This is a genomic window from Leucothrix arctica, from assembly GCF_003172895.1.
Taxonomy (GTDB): Bacteria; Pseudomonadota; Gammaproteobacteria; order Thiotrichales; family Thiotrichaceae; genus Leucothrix; species Leucothrix arctica.
Genome location: NZ_QGKL01000042.1, coordinates 108,407 through 129,784 on the forward strand (window position 1 = coordinate 108,407; position 21,378 = coordinate 129,784).

General features: G+C 43.3%; 16 protein-coding genes. 4 read left to right on the plus strand and 12 right to left on the minus strand.

Features of this window, described 5'->3' with window-relative positions:
- The first annotated feature begins 169 nt into the window (after window positions 1–169).
- Window positions 170–682, plus strand: a complete 513-nt coding sequence (gene cobU, locus DKT75_RS17670) for a bifunctional adenosylcobinamide kinase/adenosylcobinamide-phosphate guanylyltransferase (protein WP_109825256.1) — start codon at window positions 170–172, stop codon at window positions 680–682.
- A 94-nt stretch (window positions 683–776) separates the two neighbouring features.
- The gene (locus DKT75_RS17675; protein WP_109825258.1) at window positions 777–1,304 is read left to right on the plus strand and encodes a toll/interleukin-1 receptor domain-containing protein; all 528 of its coding nucleotides are present in this window, start codon (window positions 777–779) and stop codon (window positions 1,302–1,304) included.
- Between the two features lie 149 nt (window positions 1,305–1,453).
- On the opposite strand, the gene DKT75_RS17680 is transcribed toward DKT75_RS17675, so the two are convergent.
- The 11 genes from DKT75_RS17680 to DKT75_RS17730 all read right to left on the minus strand — a co-directional run bounded on the left by DKT75_RS17680 (window position 1,454) and on the right by DKT75_RS17730 (window position 17,090).
- On the minus strand, window positions 1,454–3,943 hold the full coding sequence (locus DKT75_RS17680; RefSeq protein ID WP_109825260.1) for a glycogen/starch/alpha-glucan phosphorylase: 2,490 nt from the start codon (window positions 3,941–3,943) through the stop codon (window positions 1,454–1,456).
- Window positions 3,944–3,987: 44 nt separating this feature from the next.
- On the minus strand, window positions 3,988–5,442 hold the full coding sequence (gene glgA, locus DKT75_RS17685; protein ID WP_109825262.1) for a glycogen synthase GlgA: 1,455 nt from the start codon (window positions 5,440–5,442) through the stop codon (window positions 3,988–3,990).
- Window positions 5,439–7,604 carry a 1,4-alpha-glucan branching protein GlgB gene (gene glgB / locus DKT75_RS17690; protein WP_342767371.1) on the minus strand — a complete coding sequence of 722 codons (2,166 nt, stop codon included), beginning with the start codon at window positions 7,602–7,604 and terminating at the stop codon, window positions 5,439–5,441. The genes glgA and glgB overlap by 4 nt, the downstream gene beginning before the upstream one ends.
- Window positions 7,601–8,965: a 4-alpha-glucanotransferase gene (gene malQ, locus DKT75_RS17695; RefSeq protein ID WP_245923260.1), complete on the minus strand. Its 1,365-nt coding sequence runs from the start codon at window positions 8,963–8,965 to the stop codon at window positions 7,601–7,603. The genes glgB and malQ overlap by 4 nt, the downstream gene beginning before the upstream one ends.
- The gene (locus tag DKT75_RS17700; protein WP_109825264.1) at window positions 8,966–10,684 is read right to left on the minus strand and encodes a glycoside hydrolase family 57 protein; all 1,719 of its coding nucleotides are present in this window, start codon (window positions 10,682–10,684) and stop codon (window positions 8,966–8,968) included.
- Complete coding sequence (gene glgC, locus DKT75_RS17705) at window positions 10,666–11,997, minus strand: glucose-1-phosphate adenylyltransferase (RefSeq protein WP_170310683.1); 1,332 nt, start codon at window positions 11,995–11,997, stop codon at window positions 10,666–10,668. The genes DKT75_RS17700 and glgC overlap by 19 nt, the downstream gene beginning before the upstream one ends.
- Window positions 11,998–12,015: 18 nt before the next feature.
- Complete coding sequence (locus tag DKT75_RS17710) at window positions 12,016–12,972, minus strand: glucokinase (protein ID WP_109825266.1); 957 nt, start codon at window positions 12,970–12,972, stop codon at window positions 12,016–12,018.
- Between the two features lie 53 nt (window positions 12,973–13,025).
- Window positions 13,026–14,684 carry a glucose-6-phosphate isomerase gene (pgi, locus tag DKT75_RS17715; RefSeq protein WP_109825268.1) on the minus strand — a complete coding sequence of 553 codons (1,659 nt, stop codon included), beginning with the start codon at window positions 14,682–14,684 and terminating at the stop codon, window positions 13,026–13,028.
- Window positions 14,681–15,397 carry a 6-phosphogluconolactonase gene (gene pgl, locus DKT75_RS17720; RefSeq protein WP_109825270.1) on the minus strand — a complete coding sequence of 239 codons (717 nt, stop codon included), beginning with the start codon at window positions 15,395–15,397 and terminating at the stop codon, window positions 14,681–14,683. Before pgl ends, pgi begins: the two co-directional genes overlap by 4 nt.
- Before the next feature lie 82 nt (window positions 15,398–15,479).
- Window positions 15,480–16,130: an Lcl C-terminal domain-containing protein gene (locus DKT75_RS17725; protein WP_109825272.1), complete on the minus strand. Its 651-nt coding sequence runs from the start codon at window positions 16,128–16,130 to the stop codon at window positions 15,480–15,482.
- A gap of 111 nt (window positions 16,131–16,241) precedes the next feature.
- A complete protein-coding gene (locus DKT75_RS17730; protein ID WP_109825274.1) occupies window positions 16,242–17,090 on the minus strand; it encodes a DUF1287 domain-containing protein in 849 nt (282 codons plus the stop codon).
- 117 nt (window positions 17,091–17,207) lie between these two features.
- Between DKT75_RS17730 and DKT75_RS17735 the strand changes: the two genes are divergently transcribed.
- The gene (locus tag DKT75_RS17735) at window positions 17,208–17,615 is read left to right on the plus strand and encodes a MerR family transcriptional regulator (protein ID WP_170310684.1); all 408 of its coding nucleotides are present in this window, start codon (window positions 17,208–17,210) and stop codon (window positions 17,613–17,615) included.
- 56 nt (window positions 17,616–17,671) lie between these two features.
- Window positions 17,672–19,333 carry an AMP-binding protein gene (locus DKT75_RS17740; protein WP_109825276.1) on the plus strand — a complete coding sequence of 554 codons (1,662 nt, stop codon included), beginning with the start codon at window positions 17,672–17,674 and terminating at the stop codon, window positions 19,331–19,333.
- 87 nt (window positions 19,334–19,420) lie between these two features.
- Here DKT75_RS17740 and pckA read toward each other — a convergent pair whose 3' ends face one another.
- A complete protein-coding gene (gene pckA / locus DKT75_RS17745; protein ID WP_109825278.1) occupies window positions 19,421–21,019 on the minus strand; it encodes a phosphoenolpyruvate carboxykinase (ATP) in 1,599 nt (532 codons plus the stop codon).
- Window positions 21,020–21,378: the final 359 nt, after the last annotated feature.

Here is a 21,378-nt window from a genome sequence, read left to right on the forward strand (position 1 = left end):
CGTTCATTCTAAATACGGGTATTAGTAATATAGGAGTGTGACAAGTGTTGCTAGGTGGAGGTTCAATTATGTACATCAAAGTCTTTAATTTCTGCCTTAGCTTGATGTTTTAGGGCCTTACTAAACTGTTAATATAGACGGAAGAATTACTCATGATAAGAGAGAAAGTATGCAGTTGACATTGGTCTTAGGTGGGGCACGCTCGGGTAAAAGTGCTTACGCTGAAAACTTGGCTAAACAAAGTGGTAACAAGGTGATTTATTTGGCGACGGCTGAAATACGCGATGAGGCGATCGCACAGCGTGTAAAGCTTCATCAAAGTGTTAGGCCCAGTGAATGGCAAACGGTCAATACACCTATCGAACTTGCAGCAAGTTTAAAGCAACATGCCGCACCGAATGTAACCGTGCTAGTTGATTGTTTGACCATGTGGGTCACCAATCTTCTTTGTGCAGAAGATAAGTCGTTAATGGCGGCAGAAAAAAGTGCCTTGTTAGCCGTATTAGAGACACTACCCGGAAACATTATCTTTGTGAGTAACGAAGTAGGGATGGGAATCATTCCGATGGGTGAACTTACACGCGACTATGTGGATATTGCTGGGAAACTGCATCAAGAGGTTGCGGCAGTTGCGAATAATGCGGTGTTGATCGTCGCTGGATTACCTTTAGTACTAAAATAATACAAATCGTGTTTCTGCTACCATCCGTCTAGTGGTGCTTACGTTAAGCCTGTGTGTGGTTATTATTAACTTAACAATAAAAAGGAACGACGTAATGACCGACTTGTATATCAGCTATAGCACGAGGGAAAGACACTGGGTTTCTAAACTAGTCAGTGCACTTGAGTCTGACGGTTATAGTGTCTGGTGGGAGCACGTTGCAGTCTTGGGTGATGACATCCGTCCAGACAGTCAAACGGCGCTCGAAGCAGCAAAAAATGTTTTGGCTATTTGGTCGCCTTTAGCGGTTGATGACTACTGGGTGTTACAAGATGCAAAACAGGCTGAACAGTCAGGTAAGCTTATATCTGTGTTTTATAAAACAGCGGAGTTGCCTTCAGCATTTAATAGGTCAGATATCGCGAGCTTAAAAGAATGGAATAGTGGCGATAAATCAGATGCTGCGTATCAAGAATTTGTGAGTACTTTGAAGGCGATTGTTAGACCTAGTCAGCCAACAGAGTCTAGGCGTAAAGAAGCATTACAAGAGCGTAAGTTACGTATTCAAGCAGAGCAAGCGAAGCGTTATGTGTTTACAGAATCGTCTGAAAATAGAATTAGACAATTTAGAGAGTCTGTATAGTTATCCACAATCTGTGTGGATATAAGTGCTAATAACGGGTTATTTCATTGATTAACCCTTTGTTTGTATGGCTTTCAGCGAATCGATTAAAAATCAATCAATACTGAATTATGCAGCTACTGATTTGTGTAGCTGCATAATTGTCAACATCAGGTCGTCACTTTTTCCAGCTTCCAAATTTCTTCGTTATAAGACTCCATAGTTCGGTCTGTTGAGAAGAAACCACTGCGTGCACTGTTCAAAATACTTTTTGTTATCCAGCTCTCTTGATCCTTCCACTCCGCTGCAACGGCTTCTTGCGCATCGACATAACTACGGAAGTCTGCCAGTGTCATCCAAGGGTCGTTAAAGTTAAGTAAGCTGCTAATGATGTTATCGAAAATACCTGGCTCATTGGCGTTAAAGTGACCGCACTGTAACAGGCTAATAACGTCTTTCAGGTCTTCATCATGATCAACACATTCATAGGGTCGGTAGTTGCCTCTTAAATCTGCAACCTCGTTTTCACGTAGACCAAACAAGAAGAAGTTTTCCTCCCCAACTGCATCCATGATTTCAATGTTTGCACCATCATACGTACCAATGGTTAGCGCGCCATTCATCATGAACTTCATGTTACCAGTGCCTGATGCTTCTTTACCTGCCGTTGAAATCTGTTCAGACAAGTCAGCGCCCGGTGCAATAATTTCCATTGAAGAAACATTGTAGTTTGGAAGGAATGCTAGCTTCAGCTGATCTCCGATATCTTTATCGTTATTGATCACTTCAGCAACGTTATTGATAAGTTTGATAATATCTTTCGCAAGCTCATAACCCGGAGCGGCTTTACCACCAATAAGAACGCAACGTGGGCAATGCTTGTCGCCTTTGCCGTTTTTGATTTGGCTATATAAGTGAATAACATGCAGCACATTTAATAATTGGCGCTTGTACTCATGGATACGTTTAACCTGTACATCAAACATTGCTTCAGGGTTGAACTCAACACCTATACGTTCTTTGATTAGATCTGCAAGGCGTGTTTTGTTGGCCTGTTTAACGGCCTTCCAGTTCTGTCTAAACTCAGTGTTTTTAACGTCAGCAAAAGGTGCTAGTTGTTCAATCTGTGATAAGTCACGAATCCAACCATCACCAATTTTACTAGTGATTAACTCTGTCATCATTGGGTTTGCATGGGCAATCCAACGACGCGGCGTGACACCATTTGTTTTGTTGTTAAATTTCTCAGGCCATAACTCATAAAAGTCATGAAACAGACCCTTTTTAAGTAGCTCTGAGTGCAACGCTGCAACGCCGTTTGTAGAGAAGCTACCAACAATGGCAAGGTGTGCCATACGCACAAACTTAGTTGGACCTTCTTCAATAATCGACATACGTGCTAAGCGAGCAGTGTCTGCCGGCCAGCGCTGTGCAACAACTCTTAAGAAGCGACTATTGATTTCATAAATAATATCTAACAGGCGTGGTAGTAGTTTTTCAAATAGACCTACCGACCACTTTTCCAGTGCTTCTGGAAGGAGGGTGTGGTTGGTGTAAGCTAATGACTTAGTCACAACAGTCCATGCGGCATCCCATGACATGCATTTTTCATCCATCAAAATACGCATCAGTTCTGCGACAGAGATGGTCGGATGTGTGTCATTCATTTGGAACACATTGTCATCGGCAAACGTTGAGTAGTCTGGCTTTCCGTCAAAACGCATTTCCCACTGACGAATAACATCTTGGATGCTGGCAGACGCTAAGAAGTATTGTTGCTTAAGGCGAAGCTCTTTACCATTCTCAGTGGTATCGTTTGGATACAGCACCATCGAGATATTTTCAGCACTATTTTTAGCGCCCACTGAGTCTGTGTAACTTCCCGCGTTGAACTCATCAAGATTGAACTCGTCTGTCGCTGTTGCTTGCCATAAACGCAGTGTATTAACCGTGGTGTTTTGGTAACCGGTTACTGGCATGTCATAAGGAATAGCCACGACATCTCGTGTATCTAACCAATAAGCCTTCATCACACCAGCATCATTTAAGCGATATTCCGTGCGTCCGCCAAATTTGACTCGAACAGAGTCTTCTGCGCGCTCGATTTCCCATGGGTTGCCGTCACGTAACCAGTGATCTGGCTCTTCATCTTGATAACCATTGATGATTTCTTGGCGGAACATACCGTACTGGTAACGAATACCATAGCCCGTCACGGGTAGTTGTAACGTTGCACAACTATCAAGGAAGCAAGCAGCAAGACGACCTAATCCACCGTTACCTAAACCTGCGTCAGGTTCCGCTTCAATGGCATCTTCAAGGTGTACTGCAAAAGACTCAAGCGCCCCTTTAGCTTCAGGCTTGATGTCCATATTCAATAGGTGGTTGCCTAGTGCTCGACCGATTAAAAACTCTAGCGAGACATAATAAGCACGTCGAACCCCGGGGGTCGTTTGTGCAGCATTTGTATTTGACCAATTGGCCATAATGCGATCACGCAAAGTGAGGCTGATCGCATTGTAGGCATAGTCAGGCAGTGTTACTGAGTTGTGGCCAAGGTAGTAGGTCAGATAATGGTTAAAGCTAGCTTCTAGCGCATCGCTAGTGACAGGCAAAGGCTGTAAGCGCGACTTTGACTCATGGTTCTTATTGGTGTTCATGAATTAATCCTTTAATCAGGGACGCATCGATTAATGATGGTGTACTATTTGTATAGAGAAAGATAAAGTTGTGCGCTGTGTCGCCAAGCAAAATCTTCCTGCATCGCGGTTGTTTGGAGTGCTTTCCACTGTGTTGGGTCTTGATATAAGTAGAGTGCGTGCTTAATGGTCGAGATAAATGCTGCGGTGTCTGCAGAATACATGACAAAACCATTAGCCGTTTTATCATTGATGGCTTCTGCTGAGGCATTAACGACAGTATCGGCGAGACCACCAGTGTTATGAACTAACGGTAAGGTGCCATACCGTAAGCTATACATTTGGTTTAAACCGCATGGCTCAAAGCGTGAAGGCATTAGGAATATGTCACTGGCGGCTTCAACTAGGTGAGCGATGGGTTCTGAATAGCCGATATAACTAAATACACGGTCAGGGTAGTGCTCACACAACTCATGGATGACACGTTCATAATAAGGATTACCTGAACCCATCAGTATGAAATTGGCATCGCTTTCACTAATCAATGAAGGGATCGCTTGAGTGATTAAATCCACACCTTTTTGCTCTACAAGGCGGGTCACCATACCTAATAGTGGCGCAGCTAACATGGCTTCGGTTGGCTCATCCACATACTTTTCAAGCAGCGCACGTTTATTGTTGAGTTTGCCTTCTTCTATTGTTTCTAGTGAATAGTTATTGGCTATGTAGGGATCTTTTTCAGGATTCCATACTTCATCGTCAATACCATTCAAAATACCACTCAGCTTGTAACTGCGTGAAGAGAGGATACCTTCTAAGCCATGACCAAACTCAGAGGTGCGAATTTCTTTGGCATAGGTTGGGCTGACGGTAGTAATGGCATCAGAGTAAATAAGGCCTGCCTTCAACATCGAAAAGCCACCGTAAAACTCAACACCTTCAGATGACCACCATTGTTTAGGTAGTCCAAGGTCATCAAAAATTTGTCGTGAATAGTTACCGCTGTAGGCAAGGTTGTGAATGGTAAATATACGCTTTGGACGATCAGCGTAGTTGTCCAAAAAAGCAGAGACTAAGCCAGTTTGCCAGTCATTGGCATGAACAACATCGGCCTTCCAGTCATCAACCACATGACCCATCGCGACTTCTGACACAGCCCATGAGAACTGCGTAAAGCGCTCAGCATTATCAAACCAGTCATGGCCTTCGGTATTTGAATATGGATTACCGGGACGGTCAAATAGCGACTGACAATCAATCAACCAAAGCGGTATTTTGATGTCGGGATGCTTGGCTTCAAGCAAACGAATCGCTGGCTTCATATAGCCATAAGGTGAGTCCATCCAGCCTAATATTTTGAGATCAGTACAGACTTTCAATACGTCACGGTACGCAGGCATGATAATTCTGACGTTCTGTCCTTCATTTTGAAGGGCGTGCGGCAAGCTATAAGAAACGTCGCCTAAACCACCTGTTTTTATCAGTGGCCAGACTTCGCTACTGGCAAACAATACATTCATTTTTTTACCTTCAAAAACAGAGCGGCTAGCGGAGGTAGCGTTATACTTATGGACTGTTCAAAGCCCATCCATGGTTTCTCTTCGTAACTGATTGTATCGCTATTTCCACAGTCACTGCCGCTATAATAGCTAGAGTCAGTGTTGAGGATTTCTGTGTAATCGCTCGCAGTAGGTATACCGATACGGTAATCATGCCTTGGAATAGGTGTGAAATTGAACACACACACAATGTGATTACCTTCTTGGTCATAGCGAAGCAATGACAATACGGACTGGTCAGAGTCGTTACAGTCTATCCAGCGGAAGCCTTTGTCTGAAAAGTCGAGTTCATGCAGTGGCTTACAGTCGCGGTATAGTTTGTTTAAGTCGGCAACGAGTAGGTTGACTCCATGACGGTCACCTTCACTAGCAGCATGCCAGTTGAGCTGTGTCATTTCATTCCACTCTTCAGGTTGAGAGATTTCTCCACCCATAAACATGAGCTTTTTGCCGGGGTGTGCATATTGCCACGCGTAAAATAAACGCTGGTTTGCTAGTTTTTGCCAATGATCACCGGGCATTTTATCGTAAAGGCTGTACTTACCATGTACCACTTCGTCATGGGATAGTGGCAATACAAAGTTTTCACTGTAAGCATACATTTGGCTAAAGGTAAGCTTGTTGTGGTGATACTTACGATGTATTGGATCTTGTTTTATGTAGCTGAGGTTGTCGTTCATCCAACCCATATTCCACTTCATAGTAAAACCTAGCCCACCAAGCTCTACAGGACGAGAGACCATTGGCCAAGAGGTTGACTCCTCAGCCATGGTGACTGCACCGGGTACACGTTGGTGAACGACTTGATTCATTTCACGCAAAAACTCTACCGCTTCTAGATTTTCACGACCACCGTATTTATTAGGGATCCATTCACCCGGATCACGGTCATAGTCTAGGTAAAGCATGGAGGCAACAGCATCGACACGCAGCCCGTCAATATGGAACTCTTCCAGCCAGTACAGGGCGTTAGCTAGTAGGAAGTTTTTAACTTCATTACGGCCATAGTTGAAGATCAATGTTCCCCATTCTTTATGTTCGCCTTTACGTGGGTCGGCATGTTCGTAGAGCGCGTCGCCATTAAAACGTGCTAGAGCAAAGCTATCTTTTGGAAAATGAGCCGGTACCCAATCAATAATCACACCAATGTTCTCAAGGTGGCAACGTTCGATAAAAGCACGGAACTGATCAGGCGTCCCTTGTCTAGCGCTTGGCGCGTAGAAGCCAGTCACTTGATAGCCCCAAGATTGATCTAAAGGGTGCTCAGATACAGGCATTAACTCGATATGGGTGTAAGCCATATTTTTAACGTAAGGAATAAGGCGATCGCCTAACTCATCCCAGTTGAAAAACTCGTCAGGAGCAGGGCGCTGCCATGAACCTGCATGCACTTCATAAATGCTGATAGGTTTATGCTGCCAGTCAAACGACGCTCGACTCTTTTGCCATGCTTTGTCTTTCCACTCATAGGTATCGTCTTCGACAATTCGAGAAGCAGTCTCAGGACGAAGCGCCATTTGGCGTGCATAAGGGTCAGTTTTAAGCAGCAGTTGGTCTTTCTGAGAGAGTATTTCGTATTTGTAGTGTTCGCCGTGTTTCAGACCTGGAATAAACAATTCCCACAGTCCTGAACCACCTGCAGCACGCATCGGGTGACGACGGCCATCCCAGCTATTAAAGTCCCCAACTAGACTGACACGCTTAACGTTTGGTGCCCAGATAACAAATAAACAGCCTTCAATATCATCTACTGTTTTAAGGTGAGAGCCCATAAAACGATAGGCGTGGTGATGCTTGCCCTCATTAAATAGGTGAATATCCATTTCACCGACTTGAGGCAAAAAGGAGTAAGGGGAATAAGCCTCAGCCCATTTTCTGGAACCTTTTTCCTGCCACTTCAACTGATAATGGCTGCCGATCTTAAAACTGATTGGAAGTACAACTTCAAAAAAGTCTGTGCCTTCAACGCGCGTCATTGCATTTTTACCATCAAACAAAACTGTTTCAGCAGAGGGTAAATAGGCTCTAATTAAATGCTTACCTTTTGTATCTTTTTGGTAGCCCAGTGCTAAAAAAGGGTCGTATAGCTCGCCTTTAGCGAGTGCGGTCATTTGTGGGTTCAATTTGACTCCTTTAGACGCTGGTGGGTGACTACCGTGTGTTTTATCTCACTCGCTAATGTTTCAGGTATCTGTTGCCAGTCAAAACGCCATAGCCAATTATTCTCAACCGTACCCGGCGTATTCATACGAGACTCGGTATCAAGCTGTAAAAAATCTTGCAGCGGAACAACGGCTAAACAAGCCTCAGTTGCCATCGCTGACTCAATAAGCGCAGGGCAAATAGGGGTGTCATGGGATTTACCGAGTCGCTCGTATACAAAATCTTGTTGGTGCTGTTCGAGTGAGTTATACCAACCAAGTGTGGTGTCGTTGTCGTGTGTACCTGTGTAGACAATACGGTTTTGGTGGATGTTTTCAGGTTTGTGCGGGTTATCTTCAAATCCATCGAATGAGAATTGTAGTACAGACATACCAGGTAATTCAAATTGATCTCGTAGCTTGGTGACTTCAGGGGTAATCATCCCAAGATCCTCTGCAACCATGCTGACATCACCCAGTGACTCCATTAGGGTAGTCAGGAGTTCAGCGCCTGGGACTTCTTGCCAGTAGCCATCGATAGCTGTCTCGCAAGACGCTGGGATCATCCAACTAGCTTGAAGGCCACGGAAGTGATCAATACGTACAATGTCGTATAAGCGATAATGATGTTTCATGCGCTCAATCCACCACTCAAAACCAGTCGCTTTTATGTGCTCCCAGTTGTAGTGCGGGTTACCCCAGCGCTGTCCTGTTTCTGAAAAGTAGTCTGGTGGAACACCTGCGACAAGCTCTGGTTGACCGTCTTCGTCTAATAAAAAACATTCGCGATTTGCCCAAACATCCGCACTGTCATGAGCTACAAATATGGGCATATCACCAAATATAGCAATATCGCGCTCTGCCGCCTGCTGTTTTACATACTGCCAGCGTGTGTCGAGTTGATACTGCTCCCAACAAATAGCGACGAAATAAGCATGATTAGTCTCTTTGGCTAGTTTAAGCGCTGCTAACTCACGGTGTTTGTGTGGCTCAGGCCAATCAAACCATGCTTTTTCCTGGTTCTCTTGGCGCAGAATGCAATAAAGCACAAAGTCTTCTAACCAATAGGATTGATCGTCAATCCACTGTAAAAACGACGGATCATCTGCTACTAACTCGGGATAATCATCGAGCAATGCAGGATTCATCGCAAACGCTGAGTTGCAGAGGTAGGGCGATAAACTTAATTGGGGGAAACCTAGTGGCAACACCTGCCAGACGCTTAAACCTGCGTCTTGCATGAAGTTGAGCCAGTTAATAGCATCGTCATCCATTTTTCCCGAAGGAAGTGATGTTGGATGCAATAAGATTCCCGCACGTCGTTGATGCAGTGGATTGTTCAATCAATTTACTCCGCGTTGCATGGTTCCTGAGTTCTCGGCATCACCACCACCCACTGAAATGGGTTGATTAAGATAATCGGGTGAGGCTTTACCAAGTAGCGTGTAGAGTCGCTTAAGCTGTGTTCTAAATAATAGATCAAAGTCACGCACGCTATCGCTTGAATTGTAATCCCCAAACCACCAAAACCAATCTGATCCTTCACAGATGGCTAACTGTCGCTCGGTTTGTTTGAGGATGTCCTTACTTAATGTGTTAGTCGCAACTACTTCATCAAAAGCTCTTTTGGCCGCAACAAGGTAGTCCCAAGCGCGATTTTTGTCGTCTTGGCCAATCCATGTAGAGAACGAGCCGTAAACCCAGCTTCCAGCACATAACTGATTGACACTGATTGGCTTAATCGTTTCATCGCTGCACACATCAGCAAATGTTGTTGCTTCAATAAGAGGGTGGTTTGCAAGTTTTTCGTATAGCTTACTTAAGAAGTGAGAACCATTATGCGGGTAGTATTCCCATGCATTCTCACCATCAAGCACTACGCTAATCACATGCTCGTCGACGTTTTCACCTAAGAAACCGTGAATGTTTTCCAAGTGTTTCACAAAGTCATTAGCCGCTTGCTGAGCATCCCAGTGGCTGTACTCAAAGCCAATGAAGTCAGATAAACCATCGTCACGGAAGAAAACATTAATATCTAAATCATTTAATTTAAAAGGCGAAAATAGTGCCTTCTTGTTATAAATGATTTCTTTATCCATATCAGATCGGTGACAGGTGTTACCCCAGACGCCTTGTCCTGATGCAGTCCACTTGATGTTGTACTCAGTCAGTACATCCAGCGCGTCATCACTGATCCCACCTTCTGATAACCAAACACCCGTGGGTGTTGCATCAAAATAGTGACGGTAAGTGTCTAAGCCTTCACGCATGTGCCAATGGTTACGTGCATTGCCGTCAGGATAGTGACTTTCTGAAGGACGAGGTGCTTCTGGTTGAGCGCACTGCATGTTCTCAAAATCGTTCAATAAAGGAACGATAGGATGAGCATAAGGTGTCATTGATAACTCAACTTGCCCAGAGTCAGCTAGCTTTTTATAACGTGGAATGATGCCGTTAATAGCCTCATACATTAGCGTTATTAGTGCTGTTTGATCACTTGAGTTAAAGTCCGTCTGCTTAGTCATTAACGCTTTAGCAGTAGGGTGACTTTTAAGTGACTCACCTAACCAAGCAATGTGGTACCAAACCAGTAGATCAACAAAGTATTGCTTATCTAACTGTGCAATCAATTCATCAGTAGGTTTACTTGCGTCTTCGCCTAGTTTGCTGATTAAAGCAGCGAAAGCAGGGTAAGGCTCAATCAGTTGTGGTGCATGACAACGTTGACAGTCACTAATAATTTTTCTGCGAGCACCAATGTCATCAGGAATAGCACTGCTGCCAGCGACTAAATTAATTAGCTCGTCAGCACAGGGTTGTTGTTTATTAATAAGCGCATCAATTTGTTGTGCATAGTCGTCAAGTTGCTCCAATAACGTTGGAGCAAAGTTAACAACAGCACGCATAGCAGGCTCATTTTCAAAATGAGCCGCCATGTCGGTGTAATCCTTGAGTGCATGTAAATACACCCAAGGTAAGTGATACGAACCGTTTTCGCCTTCTCTGTAATGAGGTTGGTGCATATGCCAACCTAGAACAAATTTTAGCTTTTTTCTCGCCATCGTGATAATCCATCTAAAGGGAATGTATATTGCCCGAGCATTTCAGGTGTTATTAAGACGATCCCCTCCGGCGACACATGAAAACGTGCCTTGTCATCTTCTAGGTTTTCACCAATTATGGTGTTATCTGGTATTTCACACTCTTTATCAATGATCGCGCGCGTAATGCGACAGTTCTTACCAATCACCACTTTAGGTAAGATCACGCTATCTCTGATAATACTATGACTGTCTATCGTTGTCGCAAAGGATAATACTGATCGTTTGACGCTAGCGCCAGATACGATGCAACCTGCTGAAATTAGCGAATCAATTGCCTCACCACGACGACCGTCCTCATCAAATACGAACTTAGCGGGTGGGTTTTGGGTTTGATAGGTCCAAATTGTCCAACTGCGGTCATAAAGGTTTAGTTCTGGTTCTACCGCACAAAGTTCCATATTGGCTTTCCAATAGGACTCTAGGGTTCCTACATCACGCCAATAAGCTGGAAGACCTGTCTTCTCATCTTTAAAAGAGTAGGCCATTGCTACGGAGTCTTTAATTCGATCTGGAATGATGTCTTTACCAAAGTCATGTGATGAGTTCGGATCAATTGCATCTTCACTTAACGACTCGTATAAGAAACGTTTCGAAAAAACATAAATGCCCATAGAAGCAAGTGCCACACCTGGCTTTCCTGGGATTTCTTTAGGCTGTGCAGGTTTTTCGTCAAAGCTGGTGATGCGCATGTCATCACTGACGGCTAGTACACCAAAATCAGTTGCTTCTGCCACGGGTACTTCAATAGCGCCTACTGTAAAGTCAGCACCTGACTGTACGTGTTGTAGCAGCATTTTTGCATAATCCATCGTATAGATATGATCACCACCTAGTACAATTACGTATTCAGTATTGTGACGTTGCATGATGTCCATATTTTGGAATAGGGCATCGGCAGTACCTTTGTACCATGCCTTTTCACTGGTTCGCTGCTGTGCTGGTAATAGCTCAACAAATTCACCAATCTCAGCGCGCATAAATCCCCATCCGCGCTGTAGGTGTCTTAATAGTGAGTGTGATTTGTACTGTGTTAAAACTCCGATTTTACGGAGTCCAGAGTTGACACAGTTAGATAGAGCAAAGTCTATAATTCGATATTTTCCACCAAAAGGTACCGCTGGTTTAGCTCTCCATTTGGTCAAATCTTTTAGTCTTGATCCTTCCCCTCCAGCTAGGATAAGTACTAATGTATTTCTTGTTAACTCAGTAATCATGTTGGGTTCAACATAATACTTCTTCAAATCTCCATCGCCTTTTGTATCTTTTAGCATTGATCCTCCTCGATTGTGCTAATGGTAAGTGGCGGTCTCGACTGCTCCTTGTAGATTGATGGCAGAACTCGTGACCAAGTAAATCGGAGTTTGCTGAACAATATGACTCATACGGCCCTTTTTAAGACACGCATTTAAAAATTGAGATGACTGAATCCAATGCTGTAACTCTGCTGCAACACGTCCACAAACGTATATGCCGCCCATTGGTTGGTAAAGTAGTGCAAGATTTCCTACATAAGCACCATAAGTTGTCGCAAACAACTCAATCGCTTTTTGTGCGGCCTCTTCAGATGAGGCTCTTTGGATAATCTCTTTAACAGTTAAATGGTTAGTCTGTGACGGATCTTTCTGCTTGCAGAAAGCGTACAACTCTTTGAGACCATCATTAGAAAGAATACGCTCGTATGACACGTGGTTGAAGCGTTTCATTAAATACTCTAACAATTCAATCTGCTCTTTGTTTGTTGGAGCAAAGTCAACATGCCCGCCTTCACTATCCCGCTTATTAAAAGCATCTTGAGTATGATCCATCCAAGTCATTCCTAACCCATGTCCTGCACCTGTTACCACACGAATCCCTCGTTCACGCGTAACTCCTTCATTTAGTGTGATAATGTCACTTTTTTTAGTGGTACTAATGCCTCTTGCCGCAGCATCAAAATCGCTAATTAGTGAAACTTCACTAATATAAAAATGTTGTGCGAGTTGGAGTGAATCAATTTTCCACCCTAAATGCTGTAGCGTGCATTTGTTGCCTTCAACTTTTTCTGCAACAGAGATACATAACCTTTCAATTAGTGTGGATTTAGCGTCAGCATCATGCAAAAAATGTTCAAAAAGCAACCTAGCAGTAGTGAAATCTTGAGGTGTATAGTTTTTTTGGAACAATATATTACGGGTGCCATCAATTGATATTTTCAATAATGACAATGCAGCATGATCGTTACCAATATCGGCAGCAATTATTTTCATTGTATTTACTCGTTATTATTATTATTTGAGTATTATTTTTTATTGTGCACTAATTATACAGAGTGTTTGCACTCCGGGTAAACTGTTTTTTTGTAGTGTTTGATTAAAGCGTTAGTGGAAGCGTCATGTTGACCTGCTGGTATGGTGTCATTTCTTAGGTCGTTCATAATCATACTGCTTATTGAGTTACCAAGCTCAATATCTCGTTGATCACATGAGTTTAAACCCCAAATTGCGCCCTGAGTAAACGTTTTGTGCTCATATAAAGCAAGAATAATACCGAGAGACTTTGGTGTGAGTCGTTGCATAAGTAGCATATTGCTTGGGTTGTTTCCGCCATAAACTCGGTGGGGTAACGCGTCAATATCGTTCTGGTCAAAACCGCCGGGTGTGTGCTCTATATGAGTGATTGTTTCTTGTAAGTTTCGACCACGCATCAGTGCTTCTGCTTGTGCAATTGCATTAGAGAATAGCTGGTTGTGTTGTTCTTGATAAACGCTGTGGGTTCGCATTGAGACAATAAAATCAGCAGGGATGATTTTCTTACCGCGATGTAGCATTTGGTAAAATGCGTGCTGTGTATGAAGTCCATTACCACCCCAAATGATAGGGCCAGTAGGGTAGTCTACTGTATTACCCTCACGATCAACCGACTTACCATTACCTTGCATATCAATCTGCTCGATATATTTAGGTAAGTCACTCAGGTGATAGTCGTAGGTAAGAATGGCCTGTGACTCAGCCTTGAAGAAGTTATTATACCAAACCCCTATAAGTGCCATGATGACGGGCATATTTTCTTCAAGCGGTGCCGTCTTATAATGCTCATCCATCTCGTAAGCACCATCAAGGAAGTCGTTGAAGTGTTTAATACCAATGGACAACATAATGGGTAAGCCTGTCGCTGACCAAATCGCAAAGCGGTCATCCACCCAGTCCCATAATTTGAATGTGTAGTCCTCTGTAATACCGAAAGATCGAGCGGCTTCATGTTGTGTTGTAATAGCAATAAAGTGCTTGGCAACACTGCTAATATTATTACTTTTAGCGAGTAACCATCGCTTTGCAGTCTGTGCGTTTGTAACCGTTTCAGCGTTTGAAAACCTTTTACTAGAGATAATGAATAAGGTTGTTTCTGGGTTTAGTTGAGCCAGCGTTTCTTCAATATTAGCCCCATCAACATTAGATACAAAGTGCATGTCTAATGCATTAGGTTGGTGATAAGGGCGCAAAGCGCAGCAGACACTTTGAACGCCCAGTTCAGAACCACCAATACCAATATTCACAATATCGGTAATCGCTTTATTAGAGTAACCCTTAACTTCGTGGTTATGTACTTGCTCGGTGAAACTACTCATGCGTTTCAGCGTGAGCTCGACTTCGGTGTTTTGTGAGTCAGAGTCACGATTGCGAATGGCGGTATGTAGTGAAGAGTGGCCGGTTTCTTTGCCACTCTTAAACATAGCTTGAATAGCGTCATCTAGCTTTGCTTCGCGTGCTAATTCAAATAACAGTTTTAGCGTTGTATCAGTGATTCTATTTTTCGAATAGTCTAAAAGTAACCAGTCGAACTCGAGCGACATACGTTTATGTCGCTCGGGGTCAATACTAAACAAACGGCGCATATGGAGTTCACTACAATACTCAAAATGATCTTGTAGCTGCTTATACGCCTTTAGTGAGGTAAAACGGGAAGCGGTGCTTTTAGTCATGAATCTCCGACCCAGGCCGCCATATCGCAATATACAGCTGCCGATTTATTAGAGGTTATAGAGGTAATTGGCATGTTAATGCCACTAATCCAATCGATGATTCGATCATGTTTGGATTGTCCTGTAATTAAGATTAATATTTTAGCATTATTGCTAAGACATTCTGAACTTAGGCTTACTCGGTCAGCAGGAGGTTTAGGAGAATTACTAACGGCATGAACAGTGTCGCTTAAATCATGAATATGGCCGGGGAATAAGCTTGCAGTATGACCATCTTCACCCATACCAAGTAGCACCACATCAAAGCTTGAAACGCCTTCTAGTGTTTTACGGTATGAAGCAGCCGCCGCCTCTGAGCCTAGCTCTGTAGGCATAAAGTGAACGTGTTCTTGTGGGATACTGACGTGATCAAGTAAACACTCAGTAGCCATGACACTGTTACGTTCAGGATCATTGGCAGGAAGGCAGCGCTCGTCACCTAAATAAATATGCCAGTGCTGCCAATCACTACCCGCTTCGGCAAGTAGTTTGTAGATGACCTTAGGTGTTGTTCCGCCTGCTAACACAATATGGAATGCACCTTTGTCTGCAATAGCCATTCTAGCCGCGTCTAAAATGTCCTGTGTCGCTTGTTCAGCCAGTTGGTTGGCCGTTTGAAATAAATGCCAGCGAGGAGTGATGGTGTTATCTGAAAGGGGTGCTTGAGTGGACATAGGCGAAGTCTCGAATGTTTGTTTCAAAACAAAGATCTTCGCACTAGTTTGGATGAGATTCTATACCCATTTAGCCTATTATCTAATACTGTCCTCCGCGAACTAGGCGAACCGAAAGTTGATCACTTCGTTCAGCGTTTGATAGTACCCGCATTTCCTCAGCAATCGTTAGTACATTACCATCATTATTTATTGACTGTGTCCAGTATACAAAGCGGTCATAAAAGGGAAAGTAGTCAAGGTTAATTGCTGCTATGTAAGGTTGGGCAATGCTCTGCATCGGAGCAAGACTAGTCAGCTCCCCCGCAGATGGTAAACGCCAGTCACTATGACCACAGTAGTTCTGTTGGTTGACACGCTCAATATAGGCGTGAGTATTACAATAGCTTGTCGGCTCATTATGGTGGTATCCGTCACAAGTGACATTTAGCGGAGAGCTTGCTGGGTAGGCAAGTTGACTACCAGTGTTAGTTTGTTGAGGTTCAAACCATGTGTAAGATGCGTGGTTATGTAGTGAGGTACTCGGATCGCGCTTTTGCCAAAATAGACCAGTGCTGAAGTCCTCCACGCAAGCCCATTCAATCGCACTCTTAGCGAGTCTCAAACCATTTGAGTCTAGCTTAAATAGCTGCTGTTTTGATGAGTGTGCTGCATTAGCATAGAAGGTACTTGTGCATGTCAGGAGTAGTGTAACTAAAAAGCTTGTCGTGCGTTTTTCTGGTGTGGCTGACATGAAAAAATCCTTTTATTCGGGGCAGCGCATTAGACGTGGTTATAAAATAACAACTGCCGTCTCAGTCTTCTTATGAACTAAGTTAAAAGGTCGTTCTATGAAGACTAGCGGTCATAAAGATTTACCAAGTGTTGAATTTTTTTGTGCCTTTGCTTGTTTTAATTGTTGCTTGGGCTGATAGCGATAGTGTCCCGAAATTTTGAAGTCAAACAACATGTCTTCAATGACAGGGCCGTTACCAATATTATGAGCGATTAAATGACGGTCTGGATCTTCGTCACTCGTCATTTCAAGTACGACACCAATGTGTGGCATTTTTGGGTTTAGCTGCCAGGTTACAAGGTCACCCGGTTTATAGTTTTTTGGGTTGTTAGTAACTTCGAGAGATCGACCATTACGCTCGAAAAAAGCTTGTAGGTTGTAGACCCGACGATGGTCGATATTAGTATCCGGCTTACGTAAACCCCAGCGTTTACGGCTTGGATAGCGACTAAAGTTACGACGCATGTCTTCGTGAACATTTTTCTGCAAGTCGATTCCTAACTCACGATACGCGCGAATAACGACATCGGTACAAACACCTATTTCAGGAGGGACATCGCCCATCGGATACGCTATTTTTAAGTAACTGCCATCATAGCGAACACGGTGCATGGTTCTTGATAATGCCGCTTGCGCTAATTCTTCTTCAAAGGTTAAGGGTACTTCAACGATTATCGGCGGAGCTTTCTCAATAGGTGAGTAAGGGTCTTCCTTAGTATCTAACGGATATATCTGGTGCTTGTTTAAAAGCGCTAAAGAGGGGGATTCTGTAACCGTCGAATCAATCGGGGGTATTGTGAGTACTTCTGAAACATGTGTCTCAGTTTTATCTGAAGAACCGACACAGCCAGTCAATACAAGGCTTAAAAGGGTGCTTAGTACGGTTAACTTTTGCTGTATTGGGGGACTGATTTTCATTAGTATAATTTAAACAGATTCAGGAGGGAGTCAAGTGTGAGCCATTACTATTAGATTACAATTGACCCAATAGTAAATTGGTTGACGTATACGTAAACTATGGTTTACTCTTATTAAATGGAAAAGATAGATGAACAGCTTTATACAATTTCAGAGCTCTCAGTATTGTTTGGTATAAGTACTCGTGCGATTCGTTTTTATGAGACTAAACAATTACTTAATCCTCAGCGTGTTGGCGGAAACAGGGTTTACAACAACAGCGATAGAGTTAGGTTGAAACTGATATTACGTGCAAAAAGGCTTGGCTTTTCCTTAGCAGATATACATGAATATATAGGACTTTATGATGCTGACCCCGATCATAGAGAGCAAATTCAAGTACTGCTATCCAAGTTGTCTGTCCGTAAAAAAGAGTTGATTCAACAGCAAAAAGACATAGCGACAACGATTAGTGAATTGGAAGCATTAGAGACGATATGCATGGACCAAATGTCCGGCATGGAAGACTCAAGTGATAGTGGCTAACTCGTTCCAAAGCACTAACTCAGCGCTATAGTAAATCATGATTTAAGAGGTGGAAAATGGAGAAAATCTGGCTGGAAAGTTACCCAGAGCACATTAATGCTGAAATAGACGTTAATGAATACTCATCGTTGAATGAGGTTCTAGAAATAAGTGTCAAAAAGTTTGCAACGCGACCTGCTTATGAAAATCTAGGTAAAGTGTTGAGCTATGGGGAGCTTGATGAGCTAACTAAGCAGTTTGCATCTTACACAACCAACGTTCTTGGTCTTAAAAAAGGCGATGCAATTGCCATTATGCTACCAAACTTACTGCAATATCCTATTGCGCTATTTGGTGCGTTGAGAGCAGGGCTGATCGTCGTTAACACCAATCCTTTATATACCGACCGCGAATTAGAGCACCAGTTGAAAGACTCGGGTGCTAAAGCCATTGTTATACTAGAAAATTTTGCACATACATTGGCTAGTGTGGTGGATAAAACAGATGTTAAGCACATCATTACTACCCAAGTTGCTGACATCGTTGACTTTCCTAAGTCACTACTTATCAATAGTATTGTTAAGTACGTCAAAAAAATGGTGCCATCATTTAACTTACCAACTGCGGTTAAGTTTAAAGAAGCATTGAGTCAGGGTAAGCAACATACGTTTACTCCTGTTGAGGTTTCTCACGATGATATTGCGTTCCTTCAATACACAGGTGGAACAACGGGTGTTGCTAAAGGTGCGGCATTAACGCATCGAAATATGATTGCGAACTTATTGCAGGCGCATTCTTGGGCAAGTGAAGATCTCAATGAAGGTGTTGAATTGGTAGTCACGGCGTTGCCGCTTTATCATATTTTCGCACTGACCGCTAACGCACTATTTACAATGAAGTTAGGTGCTCATGCATTGTTAATTACTAACCCGAGAGATATGCCTGGGTTTGTAAAAACACTTAAAGGGCGTCGTTTCTCCTATATTACGGGCGTTAACACGTTGTTCAACGGTCTCGTTCATACGCCGGGTTTTGATCAGTTAGACTTTTCAAACTTGAAGTTGTCGCTAGGTGGTGGAATGGCTGTTCAGCGTTATGTGGCTGAAGAGTGGAAACGTATCACTGGTTGTACTTTGGTTGAGGCTTATGGTCTTACAGAAACAGCACCTGCAGTGACGATTAATCCAGTTAAACTCGCTAAATTTAATGGTGCTATTGGCCTACCGCTACCCTCTACCGACGTGAGTATTCGTGATGCTGATGGTAATGAGTTGGGTATTAATGAGCCTGGTGAGTTGTGTGTTAAAGGCCCTCAGGTCATGCTTGAGTATTGGAATCGTCCAGATGAGACTGCCAATGTATTGTCGAAAGATGGTTGGCTAAAGACGGGTGATGTTGCTGAGATAAATGAGCAAGGCTTTTTAAAGATTGTCGATCGCTTGAAGGACTTAATTATCGTCTCTGGATTTAATGTCTATCCAAATGAGATTGAAGATGTTGTGACGCTACACCCTAAAGTATTGGAAGCAGGTGTTGTGGGTGTTGTTGATGATAAGTCTGGCGAAGCCGTAAAGCTGTTTGTTGTTAAAGGTGATGAGAGCCTGACTGAAGATGAGTTACGTGCTTATTGTCGAGAAGAGTTGACAGGCTACAAGCGTCCTCGTCACATTGAGTTTATTGACGAGTTGCCTAAGAGTAATGTTGGAAAGATACTGCGACGTGAGTTGCGTAAAATCTAATAGCGCTATGATATTCAAATAGACAATTTAGAGATAAAAAAATCCCTGCTTATAAGCAGGGATTTTTGTTTGCGTTGTAACTAAAGCTTAAATTTGAGGGCCAGCTTCAACGAGTGCTTTACCCGCATCGTTATCCGTATACTTCTCGAAGTTGTTAACGAACAGTTTTGCTAGATCTACTGCTTTGTCATTCCACTCAGAAGGGTCGGCATAAGTATTGCTAGGATCTAAGATGGCGCTATCAACACCCGGTAACTCAGTAGGTACCTCTAGGTTGAAGTAAGGCACAACTTTAGAGTCAGCCTCTTCAATGCTGCCATCTAAGATTGCATTAATAATACCGCGAGTGTCTTTAATAGAGATGCGCTTGCCAGTACCGTTCCATCCTGTATTAACCAAGTAAGCAGTCGCACCAGAGTCTTGCATACGCTTAACTAATGTCTCAGCGTATGTAGTCGGGTGCAAGCTTAGGAAAGCTGCGCCAAACGCTGCTGAGAATGTCGGTGTAGGCTCAGTAATTCCACGCTCAGTACCCGCCAATTTAGCCGTGAAGCCAGAAAGGAAGTGATACTGAGTTTGCTCAGGCGTTAGCTTAGATACTGGTGGTAACACACCAAATGCATCTGCAGATAAGAAAATAACTTTCTTAGCCGGGCCACCGCGAGAGTAAGGCTTAACAATATTTTCAATGTGCTCAATAGGGTATGAAACACGGGTATTTTCTGTGCGAGAACCATCTTCAAAATCAATAGTGCCGTCATCACGAACCGTTACATTTTCAAGCAGTGCATTACGGCGGATTGCCGCATAAATCTCAGGCTCAGCATCGGCACTTAAATTGATTGTTTTAGCGTAGCAGCCACCTTCAAAGTTGAAGACACCTTCATCATCCCAACCATGCTCATCATCACCAATTAGCGCACGCTTAGAGTCTGTAGATAGTGTTGTTTTACCTGTGCCAGATAAACCGAAGAAAATAGCTGTGTCGCCATCTTTACCGACGTTTGCTGAGCAATGCATTGAAGCAATGCCGCGAAGCGGAAGGTAGTAGTTCATCATAGAGAACAAACCTTTCTTCATCTCGCCACCGTACCAAGTCCCACCGATGATTTGAATGCGCTGAGTTAAGTCGAAAGCGACGAAATTCTCAGAGTTAAGGCCTTGTTCTTTCCAGTTTGGGTTGCTTGTCTTTGCGCCGTTCATCACAACAAAGTCAGGTTCGAAACCTTCTAGTTCTGCCTCAGTCGGGCGGATGAACATGTTTTTAACAAAATGAGCCTGCCAAGCAACTTCAGTGATGAAGCGAACTTTTAAGCGAGAGTTTTCATTAGCGCCACAATATGCGTCAACAATAAATAATTTGCCGCCAGATAGTTGCTTGCTGACCAATGCTTTAAGGTCATTAAACACTTCTGTCGTCATTGGTTTATTGTCGTTCTTACCTTGGTCAGACCACCAAATGGTATCGCGAGTAATGTCATCGCGGACAATGTATTTATCTTTTGGTGAGCGACCGGTAAAGATACCCGTATCGACATTGATAGCACCCGTAGTCGTTTCTAGACCACGTTCATAACCTTCAAGGTCATCGCGTGTCTCTTCCGTGTACAGCGTGCTGTAGGATGGATTGTAAATAACTTCAGTTACGTTTTCTATTCCGTACTTTGATACGTTAATGCGTGACATGGTTCTCTAGTTCCCGTCTAAATTTAAAACGTCCTGCTTGGCTGGGCAAAATCGTCATTAGAATAGAGTACAAAGCTTACTGAATTGGTCAAACCCTGATGCCACTCTTTAACGGCGGTCAACACTGTGGGTTAGGGTATTCAAGTGTGCGTCATACTCAATTTACTCATAGCGCAACTCGTACTTAGTAACCCAATACGTAGTGGGTAAGCAAGCATCTCTATCGAGTGACTACATCGCGAAGATAACATAGTAAACAGCCTCTACCAACAGGGCTTTATACATCTTTTAAGGTGCTGAAAACCGATAATAACTGGCAGCGATGTAACTCAACTTGTATAACAACTTACAGTAATGCA

What these genes read in the sequence shown, in the direction of transcription:
- cobU (WP_109825256.1), top strand. Translation starts at nt 170, where the DNA reads ATGCAGTTGACATTGGTCTTAGGTGGGGCACGCTCGGGTAAAAGTGCT.
- DKT75_RS17675 (WP_109825258.1), top strand. Translation starts at nt 777, where the DNA reads ATGACCGACTTGTATATCAGCTATAGCACGAGGGAAAGACACTGGGTT.
- DKT75_RS17680 (WP_109825260.1), bottom strand. Translation starts at nt 3,943, where the DNA reads ATGAACACCAATAAGAACCATGAGTCAAAGTCGCGCTTACAGCCTTTG.
- glgA (WP_109825262.1), bottom strand. Translation starts at nt 5,442, where the DNA reads ATGAATGTATTGTTTGCCAGTAGCGAAGTCTGGCCACTGATAAAAACA.
- DKT75_RS17700 (WP_109825264.1), bottom strand. Translation starts at nt 10,684, where the DNA reads ATGGCGAGAAAAAAGCTAAAATTTGTTCTAGGTTGGCATATGCACCAA.
- glgC (WP_170310683.1), bottom strand. Translation starts at nt 11,997, where the DNA reads ATGCTAAAAGATACAAAAGGCGATGGAGATTTGAAGAAGTATTATGTT.
- DKT75_RS17710 (WP_109825266.1), bottom strand. Translation starts at nt 12,972, where the DNA reads ATGAAAATAATTGCTGCCGATATTGGTAACGATCATGCTGCATTGTCA.
- pgi (WP_109825268.1), bottom strand. Translation starts at nt 14,684, where the DNA reads ATGACTAAAAGCACCGCTTCCCGTTTTACCTCACTAAAGGCGTATAAG.
- pgl (WP_109825270.1), bottom strand. Translation starts at nt 15,397, where the DNA reads ATGTCCACTCAAGCACCCCTTTCAGATAACACCATCACTCCTCGCTGG.
- DKT75_RS17725 (WP_109825272.1), bottom strand. Translation starts at nt 16,130, where the DNA reads ATGTCAGCCACACCAGAAAAACGCACGACAAGCTTTTTAGTTACACTA.
- DKT75_RS17730 (WP_109825274.1), bottom strand. Translation starts at nt 17,090, where the DNA reads ATGAAAATCAGTCCCCCAATACAGCAAAAGTTAACCGTACTAAGCACC.
- DKT75_RS17735 (WP_170310684.1), top strand. Translation starts at nt 17,208, where the DNA reads ATGGAAAAGATAGATGAACAGCTTTATACAATTTCAGAGCTCTCAGTA.
- DKT75_RS17740 (WP_109825276.1), top strand. Translation starts at nt 17,672, where the DNA reads ATGGAGAAAATCTGGCTGGAAAGTTACCCAGAGCACATTAATGCTGAA.
- pckA (WP_109825278.1), bottom strand. Translation starts at nt 21,019, where the DNA reads ATGTCACGCATTAACGTATCAAAGTACGGAATAGAAAACGTAACTGAA.